Source organism: Pseudomonas cavernicola (assembly GCF_003596405.1).
Lineage (GTDB): Bacteria > Pseudomonadota > Gammaproteobacteria > Pseudomonadales > Pseudomonadaceae > Aquipseudomonas > Aquipseudomonas cavernicola.
The window spans coordinates 729,339-752,914 of the sequence record NZ_QYUR01000006.1 but is presented as its reverse complement, the minus strand read 5'-3'; the positions used below and the strand labels follow the sequence as shown (position 1 = coordinate 752,914).

Sequence of the window (23,576 nt, the reverse complement as noted above, 5' to 3'; positions counted from 1 at the left end):
TTATTTCTAAGGATGCTCCCATGCCCCGTATCGGAACCCCTTTGTCGCCGAGTGCGACGCGCGTCTTGCTCTGCGGCTCTGGTGAGCTGGGCAAGGAGGTGGTGATCGAACTGCAGCGCCTGGGCGTTGAAGTGATTGCCGTCGACCGTTATGCCAATGCGCCGGCCATGCAGGTGGCGCACCGCAGCCATGTCGTCGACATGCTCGACGGGGCGGCGCTACGCGCGGTCATCGAGCAGGAGCAGCCGCACTACATCGTTCCGGAAATCGAAGCCATTGCCACCGCCACCTTGGCCGAGCTGGAGGTCGAAGGCTTCACCGTGATTCCTACGGCGCGTGCGGCGCAGCTGACCATGAATCGTGAAGGTATTCGTCGGCTGGCGGCGGAAGAGCTGGGTTTGCCGACTTCGCCTTATCGCTTTGCCGACTCTTTTCAAGAGTGCCAGGAGGCGGTTGAAGCGCTGGGCTTTCCGTGCCTGATCAAGCCGATCATGAGCTCCTCGGGCAAGGGGCAGTCGGTGCTGAAAAGCCTGGATGACCTGCAAGCTGCTTGGGACTATGCCCAGGCGGGTGGCCGTGCGGGAAAGGGGCGGGTGATCGTCGAGGGTTTTATCGACTTCGACTATGAGATTGCCTTGCTCACCGTTCGGCATGTCGGCGGTACTACGTTCTGTCAGCCGGTCGGCCATCGCCAGGTCAAGGGTGACTATCAAGAGTCCTGGCAGCCGCAGGTGATGAGTCCGAAGGCGCGGGCCGAGGCCGAGCGGATTGCCCTTGCCGTCACCGGATCGTTGGGTGGGCGAGGATTGTTCGGCGTTGAGCTGTTCGTTAAAGGTGACCAGGTGTGGTTTTGCGAAATTTCGCCACGCCCGCACGATACCGGACTGGTGACGCTGATTTCCCAGGATCTCTCCGAATTTGCCCTGCATGCCCGTGCCATTCTTGGCCTGCCAATTCCGGCGATTCGTCAGCTCGGCCCCTCGGCTTCTGCGGTAGTACTAGTCGAAGGTAAATCGACGCAAACCAGTTTCGCCAACCTTGGCGCCGCTCTGAGTGAGCCGGATACCGCGCTGCGCTTGTTCGGTAAACCTGAAGTCAGTGGCCAGCGCCGCATGGGCGTAGCCCTTGCGCGTGATGAGTCGATCGAGGCCGCTCGGGCCAAGGCGACTCGCGCGGCACAGGCGGTGACTGTCGCATTTTGAGATCTTGGCGCGGCTGGGCCTGGTGGGCGGTCGCGCTGCCACTGTTGCCGGTGCTGCTGCCGCTAGCGCTGCAGACTCGACGTAGCGCATTGCGTCTTGCTCCGGCCGCGGGTCCGACTCATGGATTGGCAGGTGTGGCGTTTCCAGCTGCGCCGCTGCGTCTGTTGTTGCTCGGGGAGTCTACGGTAGCGGGGGTTGGCGTTTCGTGTCTGGATTTTGCCTTGGTGGGGCAACTGGCGAGCGCTCTGGCTGAACGGCTGGGGCGGCCAGTGTCATGGCGGGCATTGGGCGAGAATGGCATCACGGCCGAGCAGGCCTGCAGGCACTGGCTGCCCTTGGCGCAGGAGCCGCCCGCCGATTTGGTGGTGTTGGTGTTTGGCGTCAACGACACCACGCAGTGCAGCTCTTCGCGTACCTGGCATAACGCTCTCGAGCGGTTGATTAATCATTTCCGTGCGCAGGGCGCGCAAGTGGTCTGTACCGCGGTGCCACCCCTGCAGCATTTCAGCGCTTTACCCTGGCTATTGCGGCAGTTGCTCGGTTGGCGTGCAAGCCTGCTCGATAACCAGTTGTGCCTGCTTGCGCAGCGGTTGGGCGCGGCGTATTGCCCCGCAGCAGTCACCATGCGCAAGGATTACCTTGCGATCGACGGTTATCACCCGTCGGTGCTTGGTTATCGGGTTTGGGGAGAGGCGCTGGCGCTGTGGCTGAGTGAAGAGCCCAACTAAGTTAAGCGCGGCACAACGAGGCGGTGTGCGTCAGGCTTGGCCAGTTCGATTTCAGTCTGATTCGCTTTGCGGTGTGGGCTGAGCGATTGGTGTGGGCCGCCAGACCCGCACGCTCTTCACTCGATTGTCTGTGGATTGCAGGATTTCCAGGCGGTACGGGCCGATCTTCAGGCAGACGGCACTCTCTGGAATGCTTTCCAGTGCCTCGGTGATCAGGCCGTTGAGGGTCTTGGGACCATCGCAGGGCAGGCTCCAGCCCAGCGCCTTGTTCACTTCGCGGATATAGGCCGCGCCGTCGATGACCTGGGTGCCGTCGTCCTGCGGGTGAATGTCCGGGCTACGCAGGGCGTCCTGATTGCTGAAGTCGCCGACGATTTCTTCGAGGATGTCTTCCAGGGTGACGATGCCGAGCACATCGCCATACTCGTCGACAACGATGCCGATGCGCCGCTTGTGCTTCTGGAAATTGACCAGCTGAATCGACAGCGGCGTGCTTTCCGGGACGAAATACGGTTCGTGGCTGGCTTGGCTGAGGGCTTCTTTAGTCAGTTGGTCGTGGGTCAGCAGGCGGGCGATCTGGCGCATATGCACCACGCCCTCGATCTGGTTGATGTCGTTGCGAAACACCGGCAATCGCGTGTGGGGCGTGGTGCGCAGTTGGGTAATGATGTCTTCCAGTGAATCTTCCAGATCGATCCCGGCGACTTCATTGCGCGGGATCATGATGTCGTTCACCGTGACGGTTTCCAGGTCGAGAATGCCGAGCAGCATGCTCTGGCGGTTCTGCGGCAGCTCGTGACTCGATTCGCGCACCACGCTGCGCAGCTCTTCGGTGGTCAGGCCGTCATTGCGTTTGCTGCTCGGGTCGACACCACACAGCTTGAGCAGGCCATTACTTACGCCATTGAGTAGCCACACCAGCGGCGAAAGAATCTTCAAGAGCAGCATAAGCGGCAGGCTGGTGGGGTAGGCGACCGCTTCCGGGCGCAGGATGGCCAGCGTTTTTGGGGCGATTTCACCGAAAATCAGCAGGATGATGGTGAGTGCCACGGTGGCGATCGCGATGCCTGCATCGCCCCACAACTGTATGGCCAGGGCGGTGGCGATCGCGGCGGCGAAAATGTTGACGAAGGTGTTGCCAACCAAAATGATCCCAAGCAGGCGATCCGGGCGGTTCAGCAAGGTGCTGGCACGCTTGGCGCCACGATGTCCTTGCTTGGCCAAATTCCGCAGGCGATAGCGGTTGAGGCTGAGCATGCCGGTTTCGGAGCTGGAGAAAAACGCCGAGCAAGCAATCAGGAATACCAGCAAGCCAATCAGGAACGCAGGATTTAAGTCGTACACAGGCGGCGACCTACATGTGCAGAATGAATTCGCGTACCAGCTTGCTGCCGAAATACGCCAGCATCAGCAGGCAGAAGCCGGCCAGCGTCCAGCGAATGGCCTTGTGCCCGCGCCAGCCGCGCTGATGCCGGCCCCACAGCAGCACGGCAAAAATCACCCACGCCACGCCGGCGAGCAAGGTTTTATGTGCCAGATGCTGGGCGAATAGGTCTTCGAGGAACAGCCAGCCGGACAGCAGCGACAACGACAGCAGCACCCAGCCGGCCCAGAGAAAACCGAACAGCAGGCTTTCCATGGTTTGTAGCGGCGGGAAGTTTTTGCTCAGGCCGGACGGGTGTTTATTCTTCAGTTGGTGATCCTGCAGCAGCAACAGCAGCGACTGGAGTGCAGCGATGGTCAGCATGCCGTAAGCCAGGATCGACAATAGGATATGCACCAGGATGCCAGGCTCTTCGTCAATCACTTGCACCGTGCCGGCTGGGACAAATAGCGCTAGCAAAACTGTTAAGCAGGCCAGTGGGAACAGCAGCAGGAGCAGGTTCTCCACAGGAATCCGTATGCACGCCAGCAGCGTCAAGAGGATCACCGAAGCCGTGATCAGACTAGCGGCGCTGAAGAAGTCGAGGTTGAGACCGGCCGGGGTGATCAGCTGGATAAACAGGCTGAAGCCATGGGCGAGCAGGGCGAGGACGCCGAGTAGGGTCAGCAAGCGTTTGTCCGGCGCTACGCGCTGGGACAGGCGAATGCCTTGGTAGGCCGTAGCGCCGGCATATAGGCAGGCGGCAGCGAGGCTGGGCAGCAGAGGGTGCATAAATCCTTGTAAGGCGAGCCCGAAAGACCGTGAGTGTGGCATAAAACCGCCAATTCACGAAAGACCGCTGGCGGTGTCGGCGTTGCTGAGTCTTCGTTATAATCTGCCGCTTGCCGCAAGCTCAACCTCGGCTCCAGAGAGCCTGAAAGGAACGCGCATGTTCGAAAATCTTACCGACCGCCTCTCCCAGACCCTGCGTAATGTCACTGGCAAGGCCAAGCTGACCGAGGACAACATCAAGGATACTTTGCGTGAAGTGCGCATGGCCTTGCTCGAAGCCGACGTCGCGTTGCCGGTGGTCAAAGACTTCGTCAATAAGGTCAAAGACCGCGCAGTCGGCACAGAAGTATCTAAAAGCCTGACGCCGGGGCAGGCCTTCGTGAAGATCGTCCGCGCCGAGCTCGAAGAGCTAATGGGCGCGGCCAACGAAGATCTGGCGCTGAACACAACGCCACCTGCGGTCGTGTTGATGGCGGGCCTGCAAGGTGCGGGTAAGACCACCACGGTCGGCAAGCTGGCGCGCTTTCTGAAAGAGCGCAAAAAGAAGACGGTGATGGTGGTCTCGGCGGACGTTTACCGCCCAGCGGCGATCAAGCAGCTGGAAACCTTGGCTGCCGATATTGGCGTGACCTTCTTCCCCTCGGACCTCAGCCAGAAGCCGGTGGCCATCGCTGAAGCGGCGATCAAGGAAGCCAAGCTCAAGTTCATCGATGTCGTGATCGTCGATACCGCCGGTCGTCTGCATATCGATGCCGAAATGATGGCCGAAATTCAGACGGTTCACGCCGCGATCAAGCCGATCGAGACACTGTTCGTGGTGGATGCCATGACCGGTCAGGACGCGGCCAACACCGCTAAGGCCTTTGGCGAGGCGCTGCCGCTGACTGGCGTAGTGCTGACCAAGGTCGATGGTGACGCTCGTGGCGGCGCAGCACTGTCGGTGCGGGCGATTACCGGCAAGCCGATCAAGTTCATTGGTATGGGCGAGAAGAGCGATGCGCTTGAGCCTTTCCATCCCGATCGTATCGCTTCGCGCATTCTCGGCATGGGGGATGTGCTCAGCCTGATCGAGCAGGCTGAGCAGAACCTCGATCGTGAGAAAGCCGACAAGCTGGCGAAGAAGCTGAAGAAAGGCAAAGGCTTCGATCTGGAAGACTTCCGTGATCAGTTACAACAGATGAAAAGCATGGGCGGCCTCGGTGGGCTGATGGACAAGTTGCCGAATATCGGTGGGGTCAACCTGGCGCAAATGGGTAACGCCCAGGGCGCGGCGGAGAAGCAGTTCAAGCAGATGGAAGCCATCATCAACTCGATGACTCCAGGCGAGCGGCGTGACCCGGACGTGATCAGCGGCTCGCGTAAGCGTCGCATCGCCATGGGTTCCGGCACTCAAGTGCAGGACATTGGGCGATTGATCAAGCAGCACAAGCAAATGCAGAAAATGATGAAAAAGGTCACCGCCAAAGGCGGTATGGCCAAGATGATGCGCGGCATGGGCGGGATGTTCCCTGGCGGCATGCCGAAGATGTAAGGGGGGCTGTCATAAGGCGGCTGAAAAAGAGATTTGCAAAAAGCCTGATAATCCTTAGAATATGCGGCCTTTCGGGCCTAGTGCCCAGCATGCATTTTTAGTTTTGCAGCACCGACTACAGGAACGATGTTCACATGGTAACCATCCGTCTTGCCCGTGGCGGCTCCAAGAAGCGCCCGTTTTACCACCTGACCGTGACCGACAGCCGCAATGCGCGCGACGGTCGTTTCGTTGAGCGTATTGGCTTCTTCAACCCGGTTGCCGCTGGTGGTGAAGTGCGTCTGTCCGTTGATCAGGAACGCGCTACCTACTGGCTCGGCCAGGGCGCACAGCCGTCTGAGCGTGTTGCTCAGCTGCTCAAGGATGCCGCTAAGGCAGCAGCCTAAGCAGCATGAACGCGACGCCAGCTCCCGCCGATGATTTGATCGTCATCGGTAAGATTGTTTCGGTGCACGGTGTTCGCGGCGAGGTGAAGGTCTTTTCCTTTACCGATCCGATTGACAACCTGCTGGATTACCATCGCTGGACGCTTAGGCGTGACGGTGAGGTTCGACAGGTTGAGCTTGCCAGCGGGCGCTTGCAGAACAAGGTCCTCGTGGCAAAGCTGAAGGGGCTCGATGACCGTGAAGAGGCACGCCTTCTCGCGGGTTTCGAAATTTGTGTGCTCCGCAGCTTGCTCCCAGATCTGACCGACGGCGAGTACTACTGGTACCAGCTAAAAGGTTTGAAGGTCATCGACCAGGCCGGGCAATTGCTCGGGCGCATCGATCACCTGCTGGAAACTGGCGCTAATGATGTGATGGTGGTCAAGCCCTGTGCAGACAGCCTGGATGATCGTGAACGCTTGCTGCCCTACACGGCGCACTGTGTGTTGACGGTTGATCTGGCGGCCGGCGAGATGCGGGTTGACTGGGATGCGGACTTTTAAGCAACTGGTTAGTAGTAATCATGGCTAGCCTGCGCGTCGAAGTCATCAGTCTGTTCCCGGAAATGTTTGCAGCCATCAGCGAATATGGCATTACCAGCCGCGCGGTGAAACAGGGGCTATTGCAGCTGACCTGCTGGAATCCACGGAACTACACCGAAGATCGCCACCAGACGGTGGATGATCGGCCTTTTGGTGGCGGTCCGGGCATGGTGATGAAAATCAAGCCTCTGGAAGGCGCTTTGGCGGATGCCAAGCAAGCCGCCGGAGAGAAGGCGAAGGTGATTTACCTGTCGCCGCAAGGCCGCCAACTGAAGCAGTCGGCGGTCCGCGAACTGGCGAAAGAGGAGGCTTTGATCCTCATCGCCGGGCGTTATGAAGGCATCGATGAGCGTTTCATTGAAGCGCATGTCGATGAAGAGTGGTCGATTGGTGACTACGTACTCTCCGGTGGCGAGCTACCGGCGATGGTCCTGATCGATGCGGTGACGCGTCTGCTGCCCGGTGCATTGGGTCATGCGGATTCGGCTGAGGAAGACTCCTTTACGGATGGCTTGCTCGACTGCCCGCACTACACCCGACCGGAGGTGTATGCGGATAAGCGCGTTCCCGACGTGTTGCTGAGTGGCAATCACGCACATATCCGGCGCTGGCGTTTGCAGCAGTCCCTTGGTCGGACTAGTGAACGGCGCGCCGATCTTCTGGAAAGCCGCTCGCTTTCTGGAGAAGAGAAAAAGCTGTTGGCGGAGTATCTCCGACAACGGGACGATAGTTAACGTATCGATGGCAAGCCAGTTGGTTTGTCTTAGGAGCACAGCATGACTAACAAAATTATTCTGCAACTCGAAGCAGAGCAGATGAGCAAAGTGATTCCTCCTTTTGCTCCGGGCGACACCGTAGTCGTTCAGGTTAAAGTGAAAGAAGGCGATCGTTCGCGTTTGCAAGCGTTCGAGGGCGTGGTAATTGCCAAGCGTAACCGTGGTGTGAACAGTGCTTTCACTGTTCGTAAAATTTCCAACGGTGTTGGCGTTGAGCGTACCTTCCAGACTTACAGCCCGCTGGTTGATAGCCTGGCTGTGAAGCGTCGTGGTGACGTGCGTAAAGCCAAGCTTTACTACCTGCGTGACCTGTCCGGCAAGGCAGCACGTATCAAGGAAAAACTGGCTTAATCCCGGTTTTCTTTGCGAAAAAAGCAGCCCACGGGCTGCTTTTTTCTTGCCTGCTTGCCTGGAGTTTGCCAAAGGCATGTTTTCCAGTGACAAGTGGTTTGTACGGTTAGTTCATTAACTAATGGAGCTCGCCACACAAGCTACTAGCGCCTGCCCAGGCGGCAGCGCACAACAACGACAATATCCGCAGCACAGTGGCAGCCACAGTGATTCATTCAGGTAGTAGTGGTATGACCCTTAGAGAGCAAGAAATCCTCCGGCGTACTGATCTGTCGGAAACCCGCGTCACCAAGGCGGTATTCCCGCCGACCACCAACCATCACAACACCTTGTTCGGTGGCACCGCGCTGGCCTGGATGGATGAAGTGTCGTTTATCACCGCCACGCGGTTTTGCCGTTTGCCGCTGGTAACGGTGTCCTCTGATCGCATCGATTTCAAGCATCCGATCCCCGCCGGCTCCATCGTCGAGCTAGTGGGTCGAGTGGTTAAGGTCGGCAATACCAGCCTCAAGGTTGAGGTCGAGGTGTTTGTCGAGAGCATGTACAGTGACGGTCGCGAGAAGGCCATCAATGGTTTGTTCAGCTTCGTCGCCATCGACGAGGACAAACATCCGGTTCCGGTGTTGCCTGACTCAGTCGTACAGCCCAACGCTGCAGCCTGATTCAGACAAAAATGAGTAGATATAAAAAAGGCGCCAGTCAGGCGCCTTTTGCTTGCACTCGATTCAGGGGTGCAAGCTGATTTTCAGTGAGGCCTGTGATAAGTCGATGTCTTGCAGGTTCAGGTTGCCGAGGCTCTGGCCCGGGGGCGCAGCCGTCACGCGGATGTTGTCGAAGCGCAGCTCACCGATGGAGCTGGGCAGGCGCACGTTCAGTGTGCCGTCCGCATTGATGGCTGACGTGAGTTTGCTGGTGTCGTAGCGCACATCAGTCATCGAGGTTTCCGCTTCAAGATTATTCAGCACAGGCATGACTAGCTTGGCCAGCTGACTGACCGTGCCAAGCCCATCGCCATTTTCCGCCTGCATGAATAGCCCTTGCAGCACGTCGTCCAACCCTTGGGCGCTAACATCGCTCATCTCCAAGTCGCTCAAGGGTTGGAAGCCCCGCGGGGTTTCCTGGCGGCTGAGGCTGCTGGGTGGTTGGCGAATATCCGCGCTGGCCATTTGGAAAGGGCTGAGCAGGGCGGCGACTAGCGTGGCAGCGATGCGTAGATTGCTTTGTTTCTTCAGGGCTTTGGTCAGCTGCCGCTCGGTCAGCAGACCTTGTTCGAGCAGAATCTCACCGAGGCGCACGTGGCTGGTGAGTTGCAGTCGAATGGCCGCCTCCAGTTGGGCGTGGCTGATCAATCCCTTGTTGAGCAGGATCTGACCAAGGCGTGAGCGCTGTTGATTGGGCATGGAGTGCGTCCGGCAAGCTGTAGTGGCGAGATGCAATCATGGCTTTACCAGGCACGGCTGTCACCAACCCAAAGATAGGGTGACGAGCTGTTTTTCTACGAGCGTAGGCCTAGTGCGACTGGCTGGGCGTGTCGCTGTCGGCACTGCTGTCAGGTTCAATCAAGGCGACCAATATCCAGCCCGGCTGCGGCAACAAGCGATGCCCGGGAGTCACGACATGTACCCGCCCCTCGGCATCGCGGGCGAATAGCAAGACGGCGCGGGTGCCATGCAACGCTTGGTAGTCGCTCCAGCCGAAGCCGGGAGTCAGAGTGGTGCTGTGCAGTTCGGCGCCTTGGTGTTGTTTGCTGACCAGTTGCGAGTAGGTCAGTGCCTCGCTACCGAAGGCCTGACCACGGTGTTCGTGACTGGCGCGGTGTTTGTCGCTGCGGCGATTTTCCAGGCCGCTGGCCAGGCTGTACAGGCTCTGCTGGCTGAACTCATGGCGAAAACGCATGCAGGCCAGGGTATTCAACTCGCCGGCCCGAGACAGAGCGAGCAGGTAGCCCAAACCGACCAGGTCGAGATTTGCCTCGGCATGTTGCGAGGCCGGATTACCGAAATAAGTCGGCAAGTTTTCCATGCGTGCGGCGCTGATATTTTCCCAGCTGGAGTCGGTCAGCAAGACGCGACTGCCCAGTTGCTGCAAGGCCTTGCCGAAGGTGCGTGCCATCGGGTGTGCACCGACAATCAAAAATCCGCTCGGGGCCGGCTTCGCGACCTTCAGCAGGCGCGCCACCGGCCGCGCCGTAGCGCTTTGCAGGACCACGGTGCCGATGATGACGGCGAAAGTCAGTGGCACCAGTAACTCGGCACCCTCGTGTCCGGCTTCGGCCAAGCGAATGGCGAAGATGGCCGAGACCGCGGCGGCAACGATTCCACGCGGGGCGATTCAGGCCAGCAGCCCGCGTTCTCGCCAACTGAGGCTGGCCCCCAGGTGGAGAGCGCTACGTTGAGCGGCCGCGCGACGAATTGGATCACCAGCAGCAAGAGCACCCCCGCAGGCGCCAGGCCAACCATTGGCAGGCGAGGGCGGCGGCTCCGATACCACCGATGGCGAGAAGGATGTGTTGCTCGTTCATCTAGTTTCCTTGGGGGCGGACTACCCTGGCCGTACATGGCCAGGCTGTGAAAGACTACCGTCGCCTTCACGCCAGACATAGCCCCCACATGCCCGCTCTTGACCATCCGTTGATTGACCACTTTCTTGATGCCCTGTGGCTGGAGAAAGGCCTGTCAGAACATACCCGTTCGGCCTATCGCAGCGACCTCGCGCATTTCAACGGCTGGTTGCAGGAACGTGGCCTGGAATTGCCGGATGCTGGCCGCGAAGTGATCCTCGATCACCTGGCCTGGCGTCTGGATGCCGGCTATGTGGCGCGTTCTACCGCGCGCTTTCTCTCAGGGCTGCGCGGCTTCTACCGCTTTCTCCTGCGGGAAAACCTGATCGCAACTGATCCGACCTTGCAGGTGGAGATGCCGAAACTGGGGCGGCCGCTGCCTAAATCCTTATCCGAAGCCGATGTCGAAGCGCTGCTGGCAGCGCCGGAGTTGGGTGAGCCGATCGGTCTGCGCGACCGTGCCATGCTCGAAGTGCTGTACGCCTGTGGCCTGCGGGTGACCGAGCTGATCAGCCTGACTCTTGAGCAGGTCAACCTGCGTCAAGGTGTGCTGCGGGTGTTCGGTAAGGGCAGCAAAGAGCGGCTGGTGCCGCTGGGTGAAGAGGCGATCATCTGGATCGAGCGCTACGTGCGGGAGGCGCGGCCCTTTCTGCTGGACGGCAAACCGAGCGATGTGCTGTTTCCCAGTCAGCGTGGCGAGCAGATGACTCGGCAGACTTTCTGGTATCGGATCAAGCATCAGGCCAAGGTTGCCGGGATCGCTAAATCGCTGTCGCCGCACACCTTACGGCATGCCTTCGCCACGCATTTGCTCAACCATGGTGCCGACTTGCGCGTGGTGCAGATGTTGCTAGGTCACAGCGATCTGTCGACCACGCAGATTTATATCCACATCGCTCGTGCACGTCTGCAGGAGTTGCATGCGCAGCACCATCCACGAGGCTGAGACGCCCGTCCGACCTGCTGCGGTCGGCCTGCAAAGGCTTCTATGGTAGGCTTCGTCAACCGTTGTACCGTCCGCCGCTCGACAGGAGTATCCATGCGCGTGACCCGAATTTTCGCCGCCGTAGCCCTCGGTTTGGCCAGCACGCTTGCTCTGGCTGCCGATCCCGATCAGGCCATCCGCAAGACGCTGCAGTCGCTGCAACCTGACATGGCGATCGAGGCGATTGCGGAAAGCACCATGCCCGGTCTGTTTCAGATTCAACTGAAGGGCGGGCGTTTGCTGTATGCCAGCGCCGATGGCCAGTTCATCATTCAAGGCTATCTGTTCCAGTTCAAGGACGGTGAGGCGGTGAACTTGACGGAAAAAGCCGAAAGCCGCTCCATCGCCAAGGAAGTCAATGCGATTCCGCTGAGCGAAATGGTGGTGTTTGCGCCGAAAAGTCCGAAAACGCATATCACCGTGTTCACCGATACCGACTGTGGCTACTGCCAGAAACTGCACAGCGAAGTCCCGGAGCTGAACCGTCGGGGTGTCGAAGTGCGCTATGTCGCCTTCCCGCGTCAGGGGTTGGGTAGCCATGGTTACAACACCATGGTGAGCGTCTGGTGCTCGAAGGACCGCCAGGCGGCGATGAACCTGGCCAAAGGCCGCGAAGAGCTGCCTGCCGCGCAGTGTGAAAACCCGGTGGCCAAGCAGTTCCAGTTGGGGCAGATGATTGGGGTGAATGGCACACCGGCCATCGTCCTGGCTAACGGCCAACTGATTCCAGGCTATCAGCCAGCCCCGCAGCTGGCCAAAATAGCGCTAGAGGCTAAGTAATCCGCGCTTGGCACTTGATTGACTAATAGAGAGCCGCTTCGTAAGGTGCGGCTCTTTTCTACGGCCGGAGCTTGCTCCGGCCGTTTTACGCAGTGCAGATGGGGAGTTCAGTGTGAAACCGGTCAAAGTAGGCATCTGTGGGCTGGGTACCGTCGGTGGCGGTACCTTCAACGTGCTCAAACGCAACGCCGAGGAAATCGCGCGGCGTGCCGGGCGTGGCATCGAAGTGGCGCAGATTGCCCTGCGCTCGCAGAACCCTCTGTGCGACATTACCGGTACACCCATTACCAACGACGTCTTCGACGTTGCCAGCAACCCGGAAATCGACGTGGTCATCGAGCTGATCGGTGGCTACACCGTCGCTCGCGAACTGGTGCTCAAGGCCATTGAAAACGGCAAGCATGTGGTCACTGCGAACAAGGCGCTGATCGCCGTTCACGGCAACGAAATCTTCGCCAAGGCCCGCGAGAAGGGCGTCATCGTCGCCTTCGAGGCCGCTGTGGCCGGCGGCATCCCGGTGATCAAGGCGATTCGTGAGGGCCTGGCCGGCAACCGCATCAACTGGGTGGCTGGGATCATCAACGGTACCGGCAACTTCATCCTCACTGAAATGCGTGAGAAGGGCCGCGCCTTCGAAGACGTGCTGAAAGAAGCCCAGGAACTCGGCTATGCCGAAGCGGACCCGACCTTCGACGTCGAGGGTATCGATGCCGCGCACAAGCTGACCATCCTCGCCTCCATTGCCTTCGGTATTCCGCTGCAGTTCGACAAGGCCTACACCGAAGGCATCACTAAGCTGACTACCGCCGACGTCAACTACGCCGAAGCCTTGGGTTATCGCATCAAGCACCTGGGCGTGGCGCGCAGCACTGCTGCCGGCATCGAACTGCGCGTGCATCCGACCCTGATCCCGGCCGACCGCCTGATCGCTAACGTCAACGGCGTGATGAACGCGGTGATGGTCAACGGTGACGCCGCAGGCAGCACACTGTTCTACGGCGCCGGCGCCGGCATGGAGCCGACCGCTTCGTCGGTGGTGGCCGATCTGGTCGACGTGGTGCGGGCACTGACCACCGACCCGGAAAACCGCGTACCGCACCTGGCCTTCCAGCCGGACTCGTTGTCCGCCCACCCGATCCTGCCGATCGAAGCCTGCGAAAGCGCCTACTACCTGCGCATCCAGGCCAAGGATCATCCGGGTGTGCTGGCTCAGGTGGCGACCATCCTCTCTGAACGCGGCATCAACATCGAATCGATCATGCAGAAGGAAGTCGAAGAACACGACGGCCTGGTGCCGATGATCCTCGTCACGCATCGCGTGGAAGAAAAACGCATGAACGACGCTATCGCCGCCCTGGAAGCCCTGAACGATGTGGTCGGCAGCGTAGTGCGGATCCGCGTCGAGCAGTTGAACTAGATTTAAGAGGAAGTGGTCATGCGTTATATCAGTACCCGCGGCCAGGCTCCGGCCCTGAATTTCGAAGATGTGTTGCTAGCCGGCCTGGCCAGCGACGGCGGCCTGTACGTGCCGGAGAACCTGCCGCGCTTCAGTGTTGAAGAGATCGCCTCCTGGGCCGGCCTGCCGTACCACGAGCTGGCTTTCCGGGTGATGCGCCCGTTCGTTACCGGCAGCATTCCGGATGCCGACTTCAAAAAGATCCTGGAAGAAACCTACGGCGTGTTCGCCCACAACGCCGTGGCGCCGCTGCGCCAGCTGAATGGCAACGAATGGGTGCTGGAGCTGTTCCACGGCCCGACCTTGGCGTTCAAGGATTTCGCCCTGCAGTTGCTCGGCCGTCTGCTCGATTATGTGCTGGAGAAGCGCGGCGAACGCGTGGTGATCCTCGGTGCCACCTCCGGCGATACTGGTTCGGCGGCCATCGAAGGTTGCCGTCGTTGCGATAACGTCGACATCTTCATCCTCCATCCGCACAACCGCGTCTCGGAAGTGCAGCGCCGGCAGATGACTACCATCCTCGGCGAGAACATCCACAACATCGCCGTCGAAGGCAACTTCGACGACTGCCAGGAGATGGTCAAGGACAGCTTCGCTGACCAGGGCTTCCTCAAAGGCACGCGGCTGGTGGCGGTCAACTCGATCAACTGGGCGCGGATCATGGCCCAGATCGTTTACTACTTCCATGCAGCCTTGCAGCTCGGCGGTCCGGCCCGCTCCATCGCGTTCTCGGTGCCGACCGGCAACTTCGGCGACATCTTCGCCGGCTACCTGGCGCGCAACATGGGCCTGCCGATCAGCCAGTTGATCGTCGCGACCAACCGTAACGACATCCTGCATCGCTTCATGAGCGGCAATCAGTATGTGAAAGACACCCTGCACCCGACCCTGTCGCCGTCGATGGACATCATGGTCTCCTCGAACTTCGAGCGCCTGCTGTTCGACCTGCACGGCCGCAACGGCGCCGCCATCGCTGGTTTGATGGATACCTTCAAGCAGGGTGGCGGTTTCAGCGTCGAAGAAGATCGCTGGGTCGAGGCGCGCAAGCTGTTCGATTCTCTCGCGGTCAATGACGAGGAAACCTGCGAAACCATCGCCCAGGTGTTCGAGGAATGCGGCGAGCTGCTTGACCCGCACACCGCCATCGGCGTCAAAGCCGGCCGCGATTGCCGCCGCAGCCTGGCCGTGCCGATGGTGGTGCTCGGCACCGCACACCCGGTGAAATTCCCCGAAGCGGTGGTTAAGGCCGGCGTCGGCCAGGCACCGGTACTGCCGGCGCACCTGACCGACCTGTTCGAGCGGAAAGAACGTTGCACTGTACTGGCCAATGACCTGAAGACGATTCAGGGCTTTGTCAGCCAGCATGGCAATCGGGGAAAACCGCTTTAGGGCGTGCTACCAGCGAAGCGAGGCCGGCTGCGAAGCCGGCCTTTTCGTTTGTGCGTAAAGCTACTGGGCGATGCCGTAGCGCATCAGCAGGGCCTGCAGTTCGCCGCTTTGCTTCAAGGCGCCGATCGCCTGGTTGAGTTGTGGCAGCAACTGACTGGCCGCCGAGTGACGCGCCAGAGCCATGAAATAGGGCGCTTCGTAATAGGGCCGCGGGGCATGGGCGATTTGCCCGCTGAACTCGGGGCGACGCATGAGCTCGAGCGCGGTCAGGTCGATGGCCAGGAAGGCATCGACGCGGCCGAGCTTGGCCATTTCGAACAGCTGCTGCACGGAAACCACTTCGACCACTTGCAACGGTAGCTCGCGTCGCGCCTGATCGAAAGCGGCGCCGTAGTTGTGGCCGATGACGATACCGATCAGCAGCCCCTGCAGGTCGCGCCAGTCGTTGAACTGGATAGGCAGTGGACGCTTGACGTTGTAATAGACGTAACCGCGTTTTTGCAGGATGGGGTCGGAGAAAGTCAGGAAGCTGGCGCGCTCGTCGTTGTAACTGACCAGGGTGGCGCCGTCTTTTTCGCCCTGGCGCAGCTTCTGCATGATGCGCTGTTGTGGCAGCAGCTCGATATCCGCCTGCCGTCCCATGCGCTTGGCAACCAGTTGCAGCAGGTCGTAGGACAGGCCCTTGCTGGCCAGGCCGTGGGTTTCTTCGGTAAAGGGCGGCCAGTTGGCCTCTTCGGTGAAGTGCAGGGCTGGATCGCCAGCGACCGAGGGCTCGGCGACCGCCGGCAGCGACACGCAAAGGCCGCCGGCCAGGGTCAGGAGCAGCGATGCCAGCAGGCGGGCAGGGGCGAACTTCTTCATGGGGCCTTTCTCGTCCGCGATTCGGTTTCCAGCGCTGGGTTTCACTCTAGCGGGTTTGGCGGCGCATAGATGACGCCTCGCACCCAGGCCCGCGCTAAATGGCGCCTTCGCCACGTAGCGCTGCGACCTGTTCGGAGCTGTAGCCCAGCGCCGCCAGCACCTCGGCAGTGTGCTCGCCCAACTCCGGTCCTACCCAGTCGGCCGAGCCAGGGGTTTCCGACAACTTGGGCACTATCCCCGGCATTTTGAAGGGCTTGCCATCCGGCAGCTTGGCGGAGAGGAACATCTCGCGGGCGAGGAATTGCGGGTCGGCGAACATATCTTCCGCGGAGTAGATACGGCTGGCTGGCACCTCAGCGGTGCTCAGCGTGCTCAACACGGTGTCCAGCGGCAGCGAGCCGACCCAGCGGTCGATCACCCCGTACAGCTCGTCGCGGCGTGCATCGCGGCCGTCGTTGCTGGCGAGGTTCGGGTCATCCGCCAGGTCCTGGCGGCCGATGGCGAGCATAAAGCGTTTGAAGATCGCGTCGCCGTTGGCGCCGATCTGCACATGCTTGCCGTCGCTGGAGGTGTGGATAGAGGAGGGGGTGATGCCGGGCATGATGTTGCCGGTGCGCTCGCGGATGAATCCGAACACGTCGAACTCCGGCACCATGCTTTCCATCATCGCGAAGATCGCCTCGTACAGCGCCACGTCGACCACCTGGCCCTGACCGCCATTCACTTCGCGGTGGCGCAGCGCCATCAGCGCGCCGATCACGCCCCAGAGGGCGGCAATCGAGTCGCCGATGGAGATGCCGGTGCGTACCGGCGGGCGATCCTCGTAACCGGTGATATAGCGCAGCCCGCCCATGGATTCGCCGACCGCGCCGAAGCCTGGTTGATCCTTCATTGGGCCGGTTTGGCCGAAACCGGAGAGGCGCACCATCACCAGTTTCGGGTTCAGCGCGTGCAGCACGTCCCAGCCGAGGCCGAATTTTTCCAGCACGCCGGGGCGGAAGTTTTCGATCAGGATGTCCGCTTCGCTCAGCAGTTGTTTGAGGATGGCCTGGCCAGCCGGGTGCTTGAGGTTCAGGGTCAGCGACTTCTTGTTGCGCGCCTGCACGAACCACCACAGCGAGGTACCCTCGTAGAGCTTGCGCCATTTGCGCAGTGGGTCGCCTCCATCTGGCGATTCGACTTTGATCACCTCGGCGCCGAACTCGGCGCAAATGCGCGAGGCGAACGGACCGGCGATCAGGGTGCCGAGTTCGATGACTTTCAGGCCGGCGAGGGGTTTGGTGGCAAGGTTCATTGGCGTACCCGTGCATCAGACAGTGGCCGCGACTCTAACCTGCACGGGTCGCTTGGGGTAGACTTGCCGCCTTTCCCCGTACCTAGAAGCCCGTTCATGGCCCAGCCTTCCACGACCTATAAAGTCGACCTCAATCTCACCGATCTGGACCGCGGGGTGTATGCAACGTCGCGTCTGACCATCGCTCGCCACCCGTCCGAAACCGAAGAGCGCATGACCGTGCGCCTGCTGGCCTATGCCCTTTGGTACAACGAGCAACTGGCGTTCGGCCGCGGCCTGTCCGACGTGGATGAGCCGGCGCTTTGGGAGAAAAGCCTGGATGGTCGCGTGCTGCACTGGATCGAAGTCGGCCAGCCGGATGTCGATCGCCTGACCTGGTGCTCGCGCCGCACCGAACGCACCAGTCTGCTGGCCTATGGCAGCTTGCGCGTGTGGCAGAGCAAGGTGGTCGATGGGGCGAAGATGCTGAAAAACGTCAATATCGCCGCTGTGCCACAGGAAGCCCTGGAAGAGCTGGCCAAAGACATGCCGCGCAGCATCAGTTGGGCGGTGATGATCAGCGAAGGCACGATTTTCGTCACCGATGATCGTGGCCAGCATGAAGTGCAGCTGGAATGGTTGATGGGTGACCGCGGCTGAGGTGATCCATCCCCTCTCCCCCAGCCCCTCCCCCTGAAGGGGGAGGGGAGTAAAAGCACCGAGATCGAGTGAGTCCATGCGTATCGAGCCCCGCCCACTGCCTGCAACCCTGCCGTTTCTCGGCGACCTGCCGCCCCTGTTGACGCGTTTGTATGCCGCCCGGGGCGTGCAGTCCGCCGCTGAGCTGGATAAAGGTTTGGCGCGGTTGATTCCCTATCAGCAACTCAAAGGCATCGATGCGGCCATCGACTTGCTGGTGCTGGCGCTGGAGCAGGGCCAGCGCATCCTGATCGTCGGCGACTTCGATGCCGATGGCGCCACCGCCAGCACGGTCGGCCTGCTTGGCCTGCGTATGCTCGGCGCGGCGCATGTCGATTACCTGGTGCCGAATCGATTCGAATATGGCTATGGCCTGACCCCGGAAATCGTCGCAGTCGCGCTGGAGCGCCAGCCGCAGCTGTTGGTGACCGTGGACAACGGTATTTCCAGTGTCGAAGGTGTCGCGGCGGCGAAAGCCGCTGGCCTGAGCGTGCTGGTTACCGATCACCACTTGCCCGGCCATGAGCTGCCAGCGGCGGACGCCATCGTCAATCCCAACCAGCATGGCTGCGAATTCCCGAGTAAGGCGCTGGCCGGTGTCGGGGTGATCTTCTATGTGCTGCTGGCGCTGCGCGCACGGCTGCGTGAGCTGGACTGGTTTAACCGGACTCAGCTGAAAGAGCCGAACTTGGCCGAGCTGCTCGATCTGGTCGCGCTTGGCAGTGTTGCCGACGTGGTGCCGCTGGATGCCAACAACCGCATCTTGGTGCATCAGGGCTTGGCGCGTATTCGTGCTGGTCGCGCGCGGCCGGGCTTGCGGGCGATTCTGGAAGTGGCCGGGCGCCAGCCTGAGCGCATCACCTCCACCGACCTTGGTTTCATCCTCGGCCCGCGTTTGAACGCGGCCGGGCGGCTGGACGACATGAGTCTCGGCATCGAATGCCTGCTCTGTGACGACGACGTGCTGGCGCGCGAGATGGCGGTGCAGCTCGATCAACTGAATCAGGACCGCAAGGCCATCGAGCAAGGCATGCAGCGCGAAGCGCTGGCCCAACTCAAGGATTTACCGCTCGAGGCCATGCCGTTCGGCCTCTGCCTGTTCGAGCCGGATTGGCACCAAGGCGTGATCGGCATCCTCGCCTCACGGATGAAGGAACGCTACCACCGCCCGACCATCGCCTTCGCCGACGCCGGTGATGGCGTGCTGAAAGGCTCGGCCCGTTCGGTGCCGGGTTTCCATGTGCGCGATGCGCTGGACGCGGTGGCGGCCAAGCACCCGGGGTTGATCAGCAAGTTCGGTGGGCATGCCATGGCGGCTGGTTTGTCGCTGCCGCAAGAGAACTTCGGCGCTTTTGCTGCGGCCTTCGATGCCGAGGTGCGGCGCCAGCTCGACGAGGACGACCTGACCGGTCGGCTGCTCTCCGATGGCGCCCTGGCCGTGGAAGAGTTTCACCTGGAGCTGGCCCGCGCCCTGCGCAATGCCGGGCCGTGGGGTCAGCACTTCCCGGAGCCGCTGTTCCACGGGGTGTTCCAGTTGGTGCAGCAACGCATAGTCGGCGAGCGGCACCTGAAAGTCGTGCTGAAAAGCGAATGCGGGGCGGTGCAGCTGGACGGCATCGCTTTCGGCGTCGACCGTGAACTGTGGCCGAACCCGACGGTGCGCTGGGTTGAGCTGGCTTACAAACTCGACGTCAACGAGTACCGCGGGCAGGAAACCGTGCAACTGCTGATCGCGCATATCGCCCCACGGTAGGTTGGCGCTGAGCCGAAGGTGATGCCCAACAACCGGCCTGCAAGGCCGGGCGTCTAAGTCCGAGACCGTGAATAGGGAGTCGCGGGGCGACTCCTTGTTGGGCATCGCTGCGCTCAGCGCCAACCTACGAGAGCACCTACGGCTATCCATGGCTCAGCTCTCCAACCGCACACCAGCCTCCGTCAGACACTGACGAAGGCTGGTGCAGCAGGCTTTACCAGCCTAGCTGCTTGTTGAAGCCGAGGGCGTCGTAGTAGTCGCCCTGATAGGCGATCTTGCCGTCCTTGATGCGGATGAAGCTGACCCCTTCAAACTTCAGCGGTTTGTTGGTGGCTGGTAGCTCGGCACTCCAGGCGCCGCTGTTGGTGCCGCTGAATACCCATTGGAAGGCAATGCCATCGGCGCTGACGATCGGTTCGCCTGTCATCTTCCAGGTCAGGTCCGGCACGGCAGTCACGAATACCTTGATCACGTTGTCACGGGCAGCGGCTTTGCCTTTTTGCGGGGTACCGACGGTGATGTCGAGGTACTCGGTATCCTCTGCGAGGAAGGTTGCGGCCTTGTCCACATCGTGGGCATTCCAGGCGGCCATATAGCCATCGACTATGGCTTTGGCATCATCCGCGGCCTGGGCCAGGCCGGCGAACGCGCAGAGCGTGAGGAAACCGATGCTGCGGAGGGTGTTGTTCACTGTTGTCTCTCCTGGTGCGGGTGAATGGCTGCCTCGGATGAGACAGTCGTGGGAAGCGGCCTTTGGACGTCGCGAGCGCAGCAGTCCAAAGTCAGTGCTTGAACATCACATGGCGAATGGTGGTGTAGTCCTCCAGGCCGTACATCGACAGGTCCTTGCCGTAGCCGGAGAGCTTCTGCCCGCCATGGGGCATTTCGCTGACCAGCATGAAGTGCGTGTTGACCCAGGTGCAGCCGTACTGCAAGCGGGCGGCGAGGCGGTGGGCGCGGCCGACATCGCTGGTCCAGACCGAGGAGGCCAGACCGTAGTCGGAATCGTTGGCCCAGGCCAGCGCCTGCGCTTCATCATCGAACGGGGTGACCGAGACCACCGGGCCGAACACTTCGCGGCGGACGATTTCGTCGTCCTGGCGCGCGCCGGCCAGCACGGTTGGCTGGAAGAAGAAACCGGCGCCAGGGACGGCCTTGCCACCGGTAACCACCTCGATATGCGTTTGCGCGCTGGCTCGCTCGACGAAGCCGCTGGCGCGCTCACGGTGCTGCGCGGTGATCAGCGGGCCGAGCTCGGTGCTCGGGTCGTTCTGCAGGCCGTATTTGATGCTGCCGACCGCGGCGCCCAATTCGGCGACGAATTTCTCGTAGATGCCTTTCTGCGCATAGATGCGGCAGGCGGCGGTGCAGTCCTGGCCGGCATTGTAGAAGCCGAAGGTGCGGATGCCTTCCACCGCTGCGGCGATGTCGGCGTCGTTGAAAATCAGCACTGGCGCCTTGCCGCCCAGTTCCATGTGCATGCGTTTCACGGTGCTGGCGGTGCTGGAGATGATGTTCGAGCCGGTGGCCACCGAACCGGTCAGCGACACCATGCGCACCTTCGGGTGGGTCACCAGCGGGCTGCCGACGCTTGGGCCGCGGCCGAAGACGATGTTGACCACCCCGGCGGGGAAGATCTCCGAGATGAATTCGGCCAGCTTGAGAGCGGTCAGCGGCGTCTGTTCGGACGGCTTGAGCACCACGGTATTGCCGGCGGCCAAGGCCGGGCCAAGCTTCCAGGCGGCCATCATCAGCGGGTAGTTCCACGGGGCGATGGAGGCGACCACGCCAATCGGATCGCGGCGGATCATCGAGGTGTGGCCGGGCAGGTACTCGCCGGCGGCGGAGCCGCTCTGGCAGCGGCTGGCACCGGCGAAGAAGCGGAACACATCGGCGATGGCCGGGATCTCGTCGTTCAGCGCCGCGGCGTAGGGCTTGCCGCAGTTATCCGATTCCAGCTTGGCCAGTTCTTCGGCATGCGCTTCGATCTTGTCGGCCAGACGCAGCAACAACAACGAACGGTCTTTCGGCGAGGTCTGCGACCAGCTGTCGAAGGCCGCGTCGGCTGCGCGTACGGCGGCATCCACCTGCTCGCTGCTGGCTTCGTTGATATGCAGCAGCGGGGCGCCAAGGGCGGGGTTGAGTACCGGCTGGCTGGCGCCTGCACCGTCGACCAGTTGGCCATTGATCAGCAGTTTGGTTTGCATGGATGAATCCTCTTGTCGGGTGCATTTGTTCCCTCTCCCTTCAGGGAGAGGGCGCGATCTTTGGTCTAACACCGGCGCCGGATCGGGCATCGCACACCCTCACCCCGGCCCTCTCCCGGAGGGAGAGGGAGTGCTTGGTTATTTGCCGCCGCTGCCGGCGACGCTTTCACCACCCTTGGTCAGGTAATAAGCGCCGAGGATCGGCAGCATGGTCACCAGCATCACCAGCATCGCGACCACGTTGGTCACCGGCACATCACGCGGCCGGCTCAGCTGGTTCAGCAGCCACAGCGGCAGGGTGCGTTCGTGGCCGGCGGTGAAGGTGGTGACGATGATCTCGTCGAACGACAGGGCGAACGCCAGCATGCCGCCGGCCAGCAGAGCCGAGCCGAGGTTCGGCAGGATGATGTAGCGGAAGGTCTGCCAGCCGTCGGCACCGAGGTCCATCGAGGCTTCGATCAGGCTGTACGAGGTGCGGCGAAAACGCGCGATGACGTTGTTGTAGACGATCACCACGCAGAAGGTCGCGTGGCCGATGATGATGGTGAACACCCCCGGCTCGATCCCCAGCGTCTTGAATGCCGAGAGCAGGGCGATCCCGGTGACGATGCCGGGCAGGGCGATCGGCAGGATCAGCATCAGCGAGATACCTTCCTTGCCGAAGAAGTCACGGCGGTACAGCGCAGCGGCGGCCAAGGTGCCCAACACCATCGCAATCAAGGTGGCGACGCAGGCGATTTGCAGCGACAACTTGATCGACTCGAGCACATCCGCGCGGGCGAAGGCCACGCTGAACCAGTGCAGGGTAAAGCCCTGCGGCGGGAAGCTGAAGGCGGCATCTTCGGTGTTGAAGGCGTACACGAAGATGATCAGGATCGGGAAGTGGAGGAACAGCAGCCCACCCCAGGCGGCCAGTTTCAGGCCCCAGGAGGCCCGCCCTTGCGATGAAGAATCAGAGTGCATCGAAGGCCCCCAGACGTTTGACGATGGAGAGGTAGATGGCGATCAGCACGATCGGCACCAGAGTGAACGCAGCGGCCATCGGCATGTTGCCGACCGCGCCTTGCTGGACGTAGACCATGCTGCCGATAAAGAAACCGGGCGGGCCGACCAGTTGCGGCACGATGAAGTCACCGAGGGTCAGTGAGAAGGTGAAGATCGAGCCGGCGGCGATGCCCGGGATCGACAGCGGCAGAATCACCTGCACGAAGGTCTGCCAGGGGCGCGCGCCGAGGTCGGCGGAAGCCTGCAGCAGGGACGGCGGCAGACGCTCCAGCGCGGCCTGGACCGGCAGGATCATGAAGGGCAGCCAGATGTAGACGAACACCATGAAGCGCCCCACGTGCGAGGTCGACAGGGTGCTGCCGCCGACGCCGGGAATGCCCAGGATGAATTGCAGCAGCGGTTCCAGGCCGAGTCCCTGGACGAACCACTGCGCCACGCCACCCTTGGCCAGCAGCAGGGTCCAGGCGTAGGCCTTGACGATGTAGCTGGCCCACATCGGCATCATCACCGCGATGTAGAAGAACGCCTTGGTCTTGCCCGTGGTGTAGCGCGCCATGTAATAGGCGATGGGGAAGGCCAGCATCGCACTGACCAGCGACACGGCAACCGCCATACTCAGGGTGCGCAGGATGATGTCGTAGTTGGCCGGGTTGAACAGGGCCGCCAGGTTGGCCAGGGTCAGCTCCGGCGTCACCGTCATGGTGAAGTCGTCGAAGGTGTAGAGCCCTTGCCAGAGCAGGGTCAGCAGTGAACCGAAATAGATCGCGCCAAACCACAGTAGCGGCGGTACCAGCAGTAGCGCCAGGTACAGGTTCGGCTTGCGATACAGAAGGTTGGACAGGCGGTGCAGCGGGCCATTGCTGGGCCGCGGTGTCTGGGCATTTAGCGACAGTTCCAT

At 61.3% G+C, this 23,576-nt stretch carries 23 protein-coding genes and 1 pseudogene; 14 read left to right on the top strand and 10 right to left on the bottom strand.

Features of this window, described 5'->3' with window-relative positions:
* The first annotated feature begins 20 nt into the window (after positions 1 to 20).
* Both purT and D3879_RS19650 read left to right on the top strand, forming a co-directional pair.
* The gene (purT, locus tag D3879_RS19655) at positions 21 to 1,202 is read left to right on the top strand and encodes a formate-dependent phosphoribosylglycinamide formyltransferase (RefSeq protein WP_119955927.1); all 1,182 of its coding nucleotides are present in this window, start codon (positions 21 to 23) and stop codon (positions 1,200 to 1,202) included.
* Complete coding sequence (locus D3879_RS19650; protein ID WP_119955926.1) at positions 1,199 to 1,930, top strand: SGNH/GDSL hydrolase family protein; 732 nt, start codon at positions 1,199 to 1,201, stop codon at positions 1,928 to 1,930. Before purT ends, D3879_RS19650 begins: the two co-directional genes overlap by 4 nt.
* A 51-nt stretch (positions 1,931 to 1,981) precedes the next feature.
* On the opposite strand, the gene D3879_RS19645 is transcribed toward D3879_RS19650, so the two are convergent.
* Positions 1,982 to 3,274: an HlyC/CorC family transporter gene (locus D3879_RS19645; protein ID WP_119955925.1), complete on the bottom strand. Its 1,293-nt coding sequence runs from the start codon at positions 3,272 to 3,274 to the stop codon at positions 1,982 to 1,984.
* Between the two features lie 10 nt (positions 3,275 to 3,284).
* On the bottom strand, positions 3,285 to 4,085 hold the full coding sequence (locus D3879_RS19640) for a cytochrome C assembly family protein (RefSeq protein ID WP_119955924.1): 801 nt from the start codon (positions 4,083 to 4,085) through the stop codon (positions 3,285 to 3,287).
* A gap of 157 nt (positions 4,086 to 4,242) precedes the next feature.
* On the opposite strand from D3879_RS19640, the gene ffh reads away from it, so the two are divergent.
* The 6 genes from ffh to D3879_RS19610 all read left to right on the top strand — a co-directional run bounded on the left by ffh (position 4,243) and on the right by D3879_RS19610 (position 8,372).
* Positions 4,243 to 5,616, top strand: coding sequence for a signal recognition particle protein (gene ffh / locus D3879_RS19635; RefSeq protein ID WP_119955923.1), 1,374 nt, complete (start codon positions 4,243 to 4,245; stop codon positions 5,614 to 5,616).
* 134 nt (positions 5,617 to 5,750) lie between these two features.
* On the top strand, positions 5,751 to 6,002 hold the full coding sequence (rpsP, locus tag D3879_RS19630; protein WP_119955922.1) for a 30S ribosomal protein S16: 252 nt from the start codon (positions 5,751 to 5,753) through the stop codon (positions 6,000 to 6,002).
* 5 nt (positions 6,003 to 6,007) lie between these two features.
* Positions 6,008 to 6,544, top strand: a complete 537-nt coding sequence (gene rimM / locus D3879_RS19625) for a ribosome maturation factor RimM (protein ID WP_119955921.1) — start codon at positions 6,008 to 6,010, stop codon at positions 6,542 to 6,544.
* A 20-nt stretch (positions 6,545 to 6,564) separates the two neighbouring features.
* Positions 6,565 to 7,317, top strand: a complete 753-nt coding sequence (gene trmD / locus D3879_RS19620) for a tRNA (guanosine(37)-N1)-methyltransferase TrmD (protein WP_119955920.1) — start codon at positions 6,565 to 6,567, stop codon at positions 7,315 to 7,317.
* A 42-nt stretch (positions 7,318 to 7,359) separates the two neighbouring features.
* The gene (gene rplS / locus D3879_RS19615; protein ID WP_119955919.1) at positions 7,360 to 7,710 is read left to right on the top strand and encodes a 50S ribosomal protein L19; all 351 of its coding nucleotides are present in this window, start codon (positions 7,360 to 7,362) and stop codon (positions 7,708 to 7,710) included.
* A 230-nt stretch (positions 7,711 to 7,940) separates the two neighbouring features.
* Positions 7,941 to 8,372, top strand: coding sequence for an acyl-CoA thioesterase (locus D3879_RS19610; protein ID WP_119955918.1), 432 nt, complete (start codon positions 7,941 to 7,943; stop codon positions 8,370 to 8,372).
* A gap of 63 nt (positions 8,373 to 8,435) precedes the next feature.
* Here the strand turns inward: D3879_RS19610 and D3879_RS19605 are convergent, their stop codons facing one another.
* Both D3879_RS19605 and D3879_RS19600 read right to left on the bottom strand, forming a co-directional pair.
* A complete protein-coding gene (locus tag D3879_RS19605; RefSeq protein WP_119955917.1) occupies positions 8,436 to 9,110 on the bottom strand; it encodes a cyclic di-GMP-binding domain-containing protein, MshE-related in 675 nt (224 codons plus the stop codon).
* Positions 9,111 to 9,219: 109 nt separating this feature from the next.
* Positions 9,220 to 10,145: pseudogene (locus D3879_RS19600) on the bottom strand (cation:proton antiporter); the annotation flags it as partial.
* A gap of 174 nt (positions 10,146 to 10,319) precedes the next feature.
* Here D3879_RS19600 and xerD point away from each other — a divergent pair.
* The 4 genes from xerD (at position 10,320) to thrC (ending at position 14,880) form a co-directional block, all read left to right on the top strand.
* A complete protein-coding gene (gene xerD / locus D3879_RS19595; RefSeq protein WP_119955916.1) occupies positions 10,320 to 11,216 on the top strand; it encodes a site-specific tyrosine recombinase XerD in 897 nt (298 codons plus the stop codon).
* Between the two features lie 93 nt (positions 11,217 to 11,309).
* Positions 11,310 to 12,035, top strand: coding sequence for a DsbC family protein (locus D3879_RS19590; RefSeq protein ID WP_119955915.1), 726 nt, complete (start codon positions 11,310 to 11,312; stop codon positions 12,033 to 12,035).
* 112 nt (positions 12,036 to 12,147) lie between these two features.
* Complete coding sequence (locus tag D3879_RS19585; RefSeq protein WP_119955914.1) at positions 12,148 to 13,452, top strand: homoserine dehydrogenase; 1,305 nt, start codon at positions 12,148 to 12,150, stop codon at positions 13,450 to 13,452.
* A gap of 18 nt (positions 13,453 to 13,470) precedes the next feature.
* Complete coding sequence (gene thrC, locus D3879_RS19580; RefSeq protein ID WP_119955913.1) at positions 13,471 to 14,880, top strand: threonine synthase; 1,410 nt, start codon at positions 13,471 to 13,473, stop codon at positions 14,878 to 14,880.
* 60 nt (positions 14,881 to 14,940) lie between these two features.
* On the opposite strand, the gene D3879_RS19575 is transcribed toward thrC, so the two are convergent.
* Together D3879_RS19575 and D3879_RS19570 are read right to left on the bottom strand one after the other, a co-directional pair.
* Positions 14,941 to 15,741: a substrate-binding periplasmic protein gene (locus D3879_RS19575; RefSeq protein ID WP_119955912.1), complete on the bottom strand. Its 801-nt coding sequence runs from the start codon at positions 15,739 to 15,741 to the stop codon at positions 14,941 to 14,943.
* 94 nt (positions 15,742 to 15,835) lie between these two features.
* A complete protein-coding gene (locus D3879_RS19570) occupies positions 15,836 to 17,035 on the bottom strand; it encodes a CaiB/BaiF CoA transferase family protein (protein ID WP_119955911.1) in 1,200 nt (399 codons plus the stop codon).
* Positions 17,036 to 17,131: 96 nt separating this feature from the next.
* Here D3879_RS19570 and D3879_RS19565 point away from each other — a divergent pair, with 96 nt between their 5' ends.
* Both D3879_RS19565 and recJ read left to right on the top strand, forming a co-directional pair.
* The gene (locus D3879_RS19565; RefSeq protein WP_119955910.1) at positions 17,132 to 17,674 is read left to right on the top strand and encodes a YaeQ family protein; all 543 of its coding nucleotides are present in this window, start codon (positions 17,132 to 17,134) and stop codon (positions 17,672 to 17,674) included.
* Between the two features lie 76 nt (positions 17,675 to 17,750).
* Positions 17,751 to 19,466: a single-stranded-DNA-specific exonuclease RecJ gene (recJ, locus tag D3879_RS19560; protein WP_119955909.1), complete on the top strand. Its 1,716-nt coding sequence runs from the start codon at positions 17,751 to 17,753 to the stop codon at positions 19,464 to 19,466.
* A 214-nt stretch (positions 19,467 to 19,680) separates the two neighbouring features.
* Here the strand turns inward: recJ and D3879_RS19555 are convergent, their stop codons facing one another.
* From D3879_RS19555 to D3879_RS19540, 4 genes are all read right to left on the bottom strand, one after another.
* Positions 19,681 to 20,157 carry an ester cyclase gene (locus D3879_RS19555; RefSeq protein ID WP_119955908.1) on the bottom strand — a complete coding sequence of 159 codons (477 nt, stop codon included), beginning with the start codon at positions 20,155 to 20,157 and terminating at the stop codon, positions 19,681 to 19,683.
* Between the two features lie 91 nt (positions 20,158 to 20,248).
* Positions 20,249 to 21,673 (bottom strand): gamma-aminobutyraldehyde dehydrogenase, encoded by a 1,425-nt coding sequence (locus tag D3879_RS19550; RefSeq protein WP_119955907.1) that lies wholly within the window; start codon positions 21,671 to 21,673, stop codon positions 20,249 to 20,251.
* Between the two features lie 138 nt (positions 21,674 to 21,811).
* Positions 21,812 to 22,636 (bottom strand): ABC transporter permease, encoded by an 825-nt coding sequence (locus D3879_RS19545; protein WP_119955906.1) that lies wholly within the window; start codon positions 22,634 to 22,636, stop codon positions 21,812 to 21,814.
* Entirely contained in the window at positions 22,626 to 23,576 is a 951-nt protein-coding gene (locus D3879_RS19540) for an ABC transporter permease (RefSeq protein WP_119955905.1), read from the bottom strand. Before D3879_RS19540 ends, D3879_RS19545 begins: the two co-directional genes overlap by 11 nt.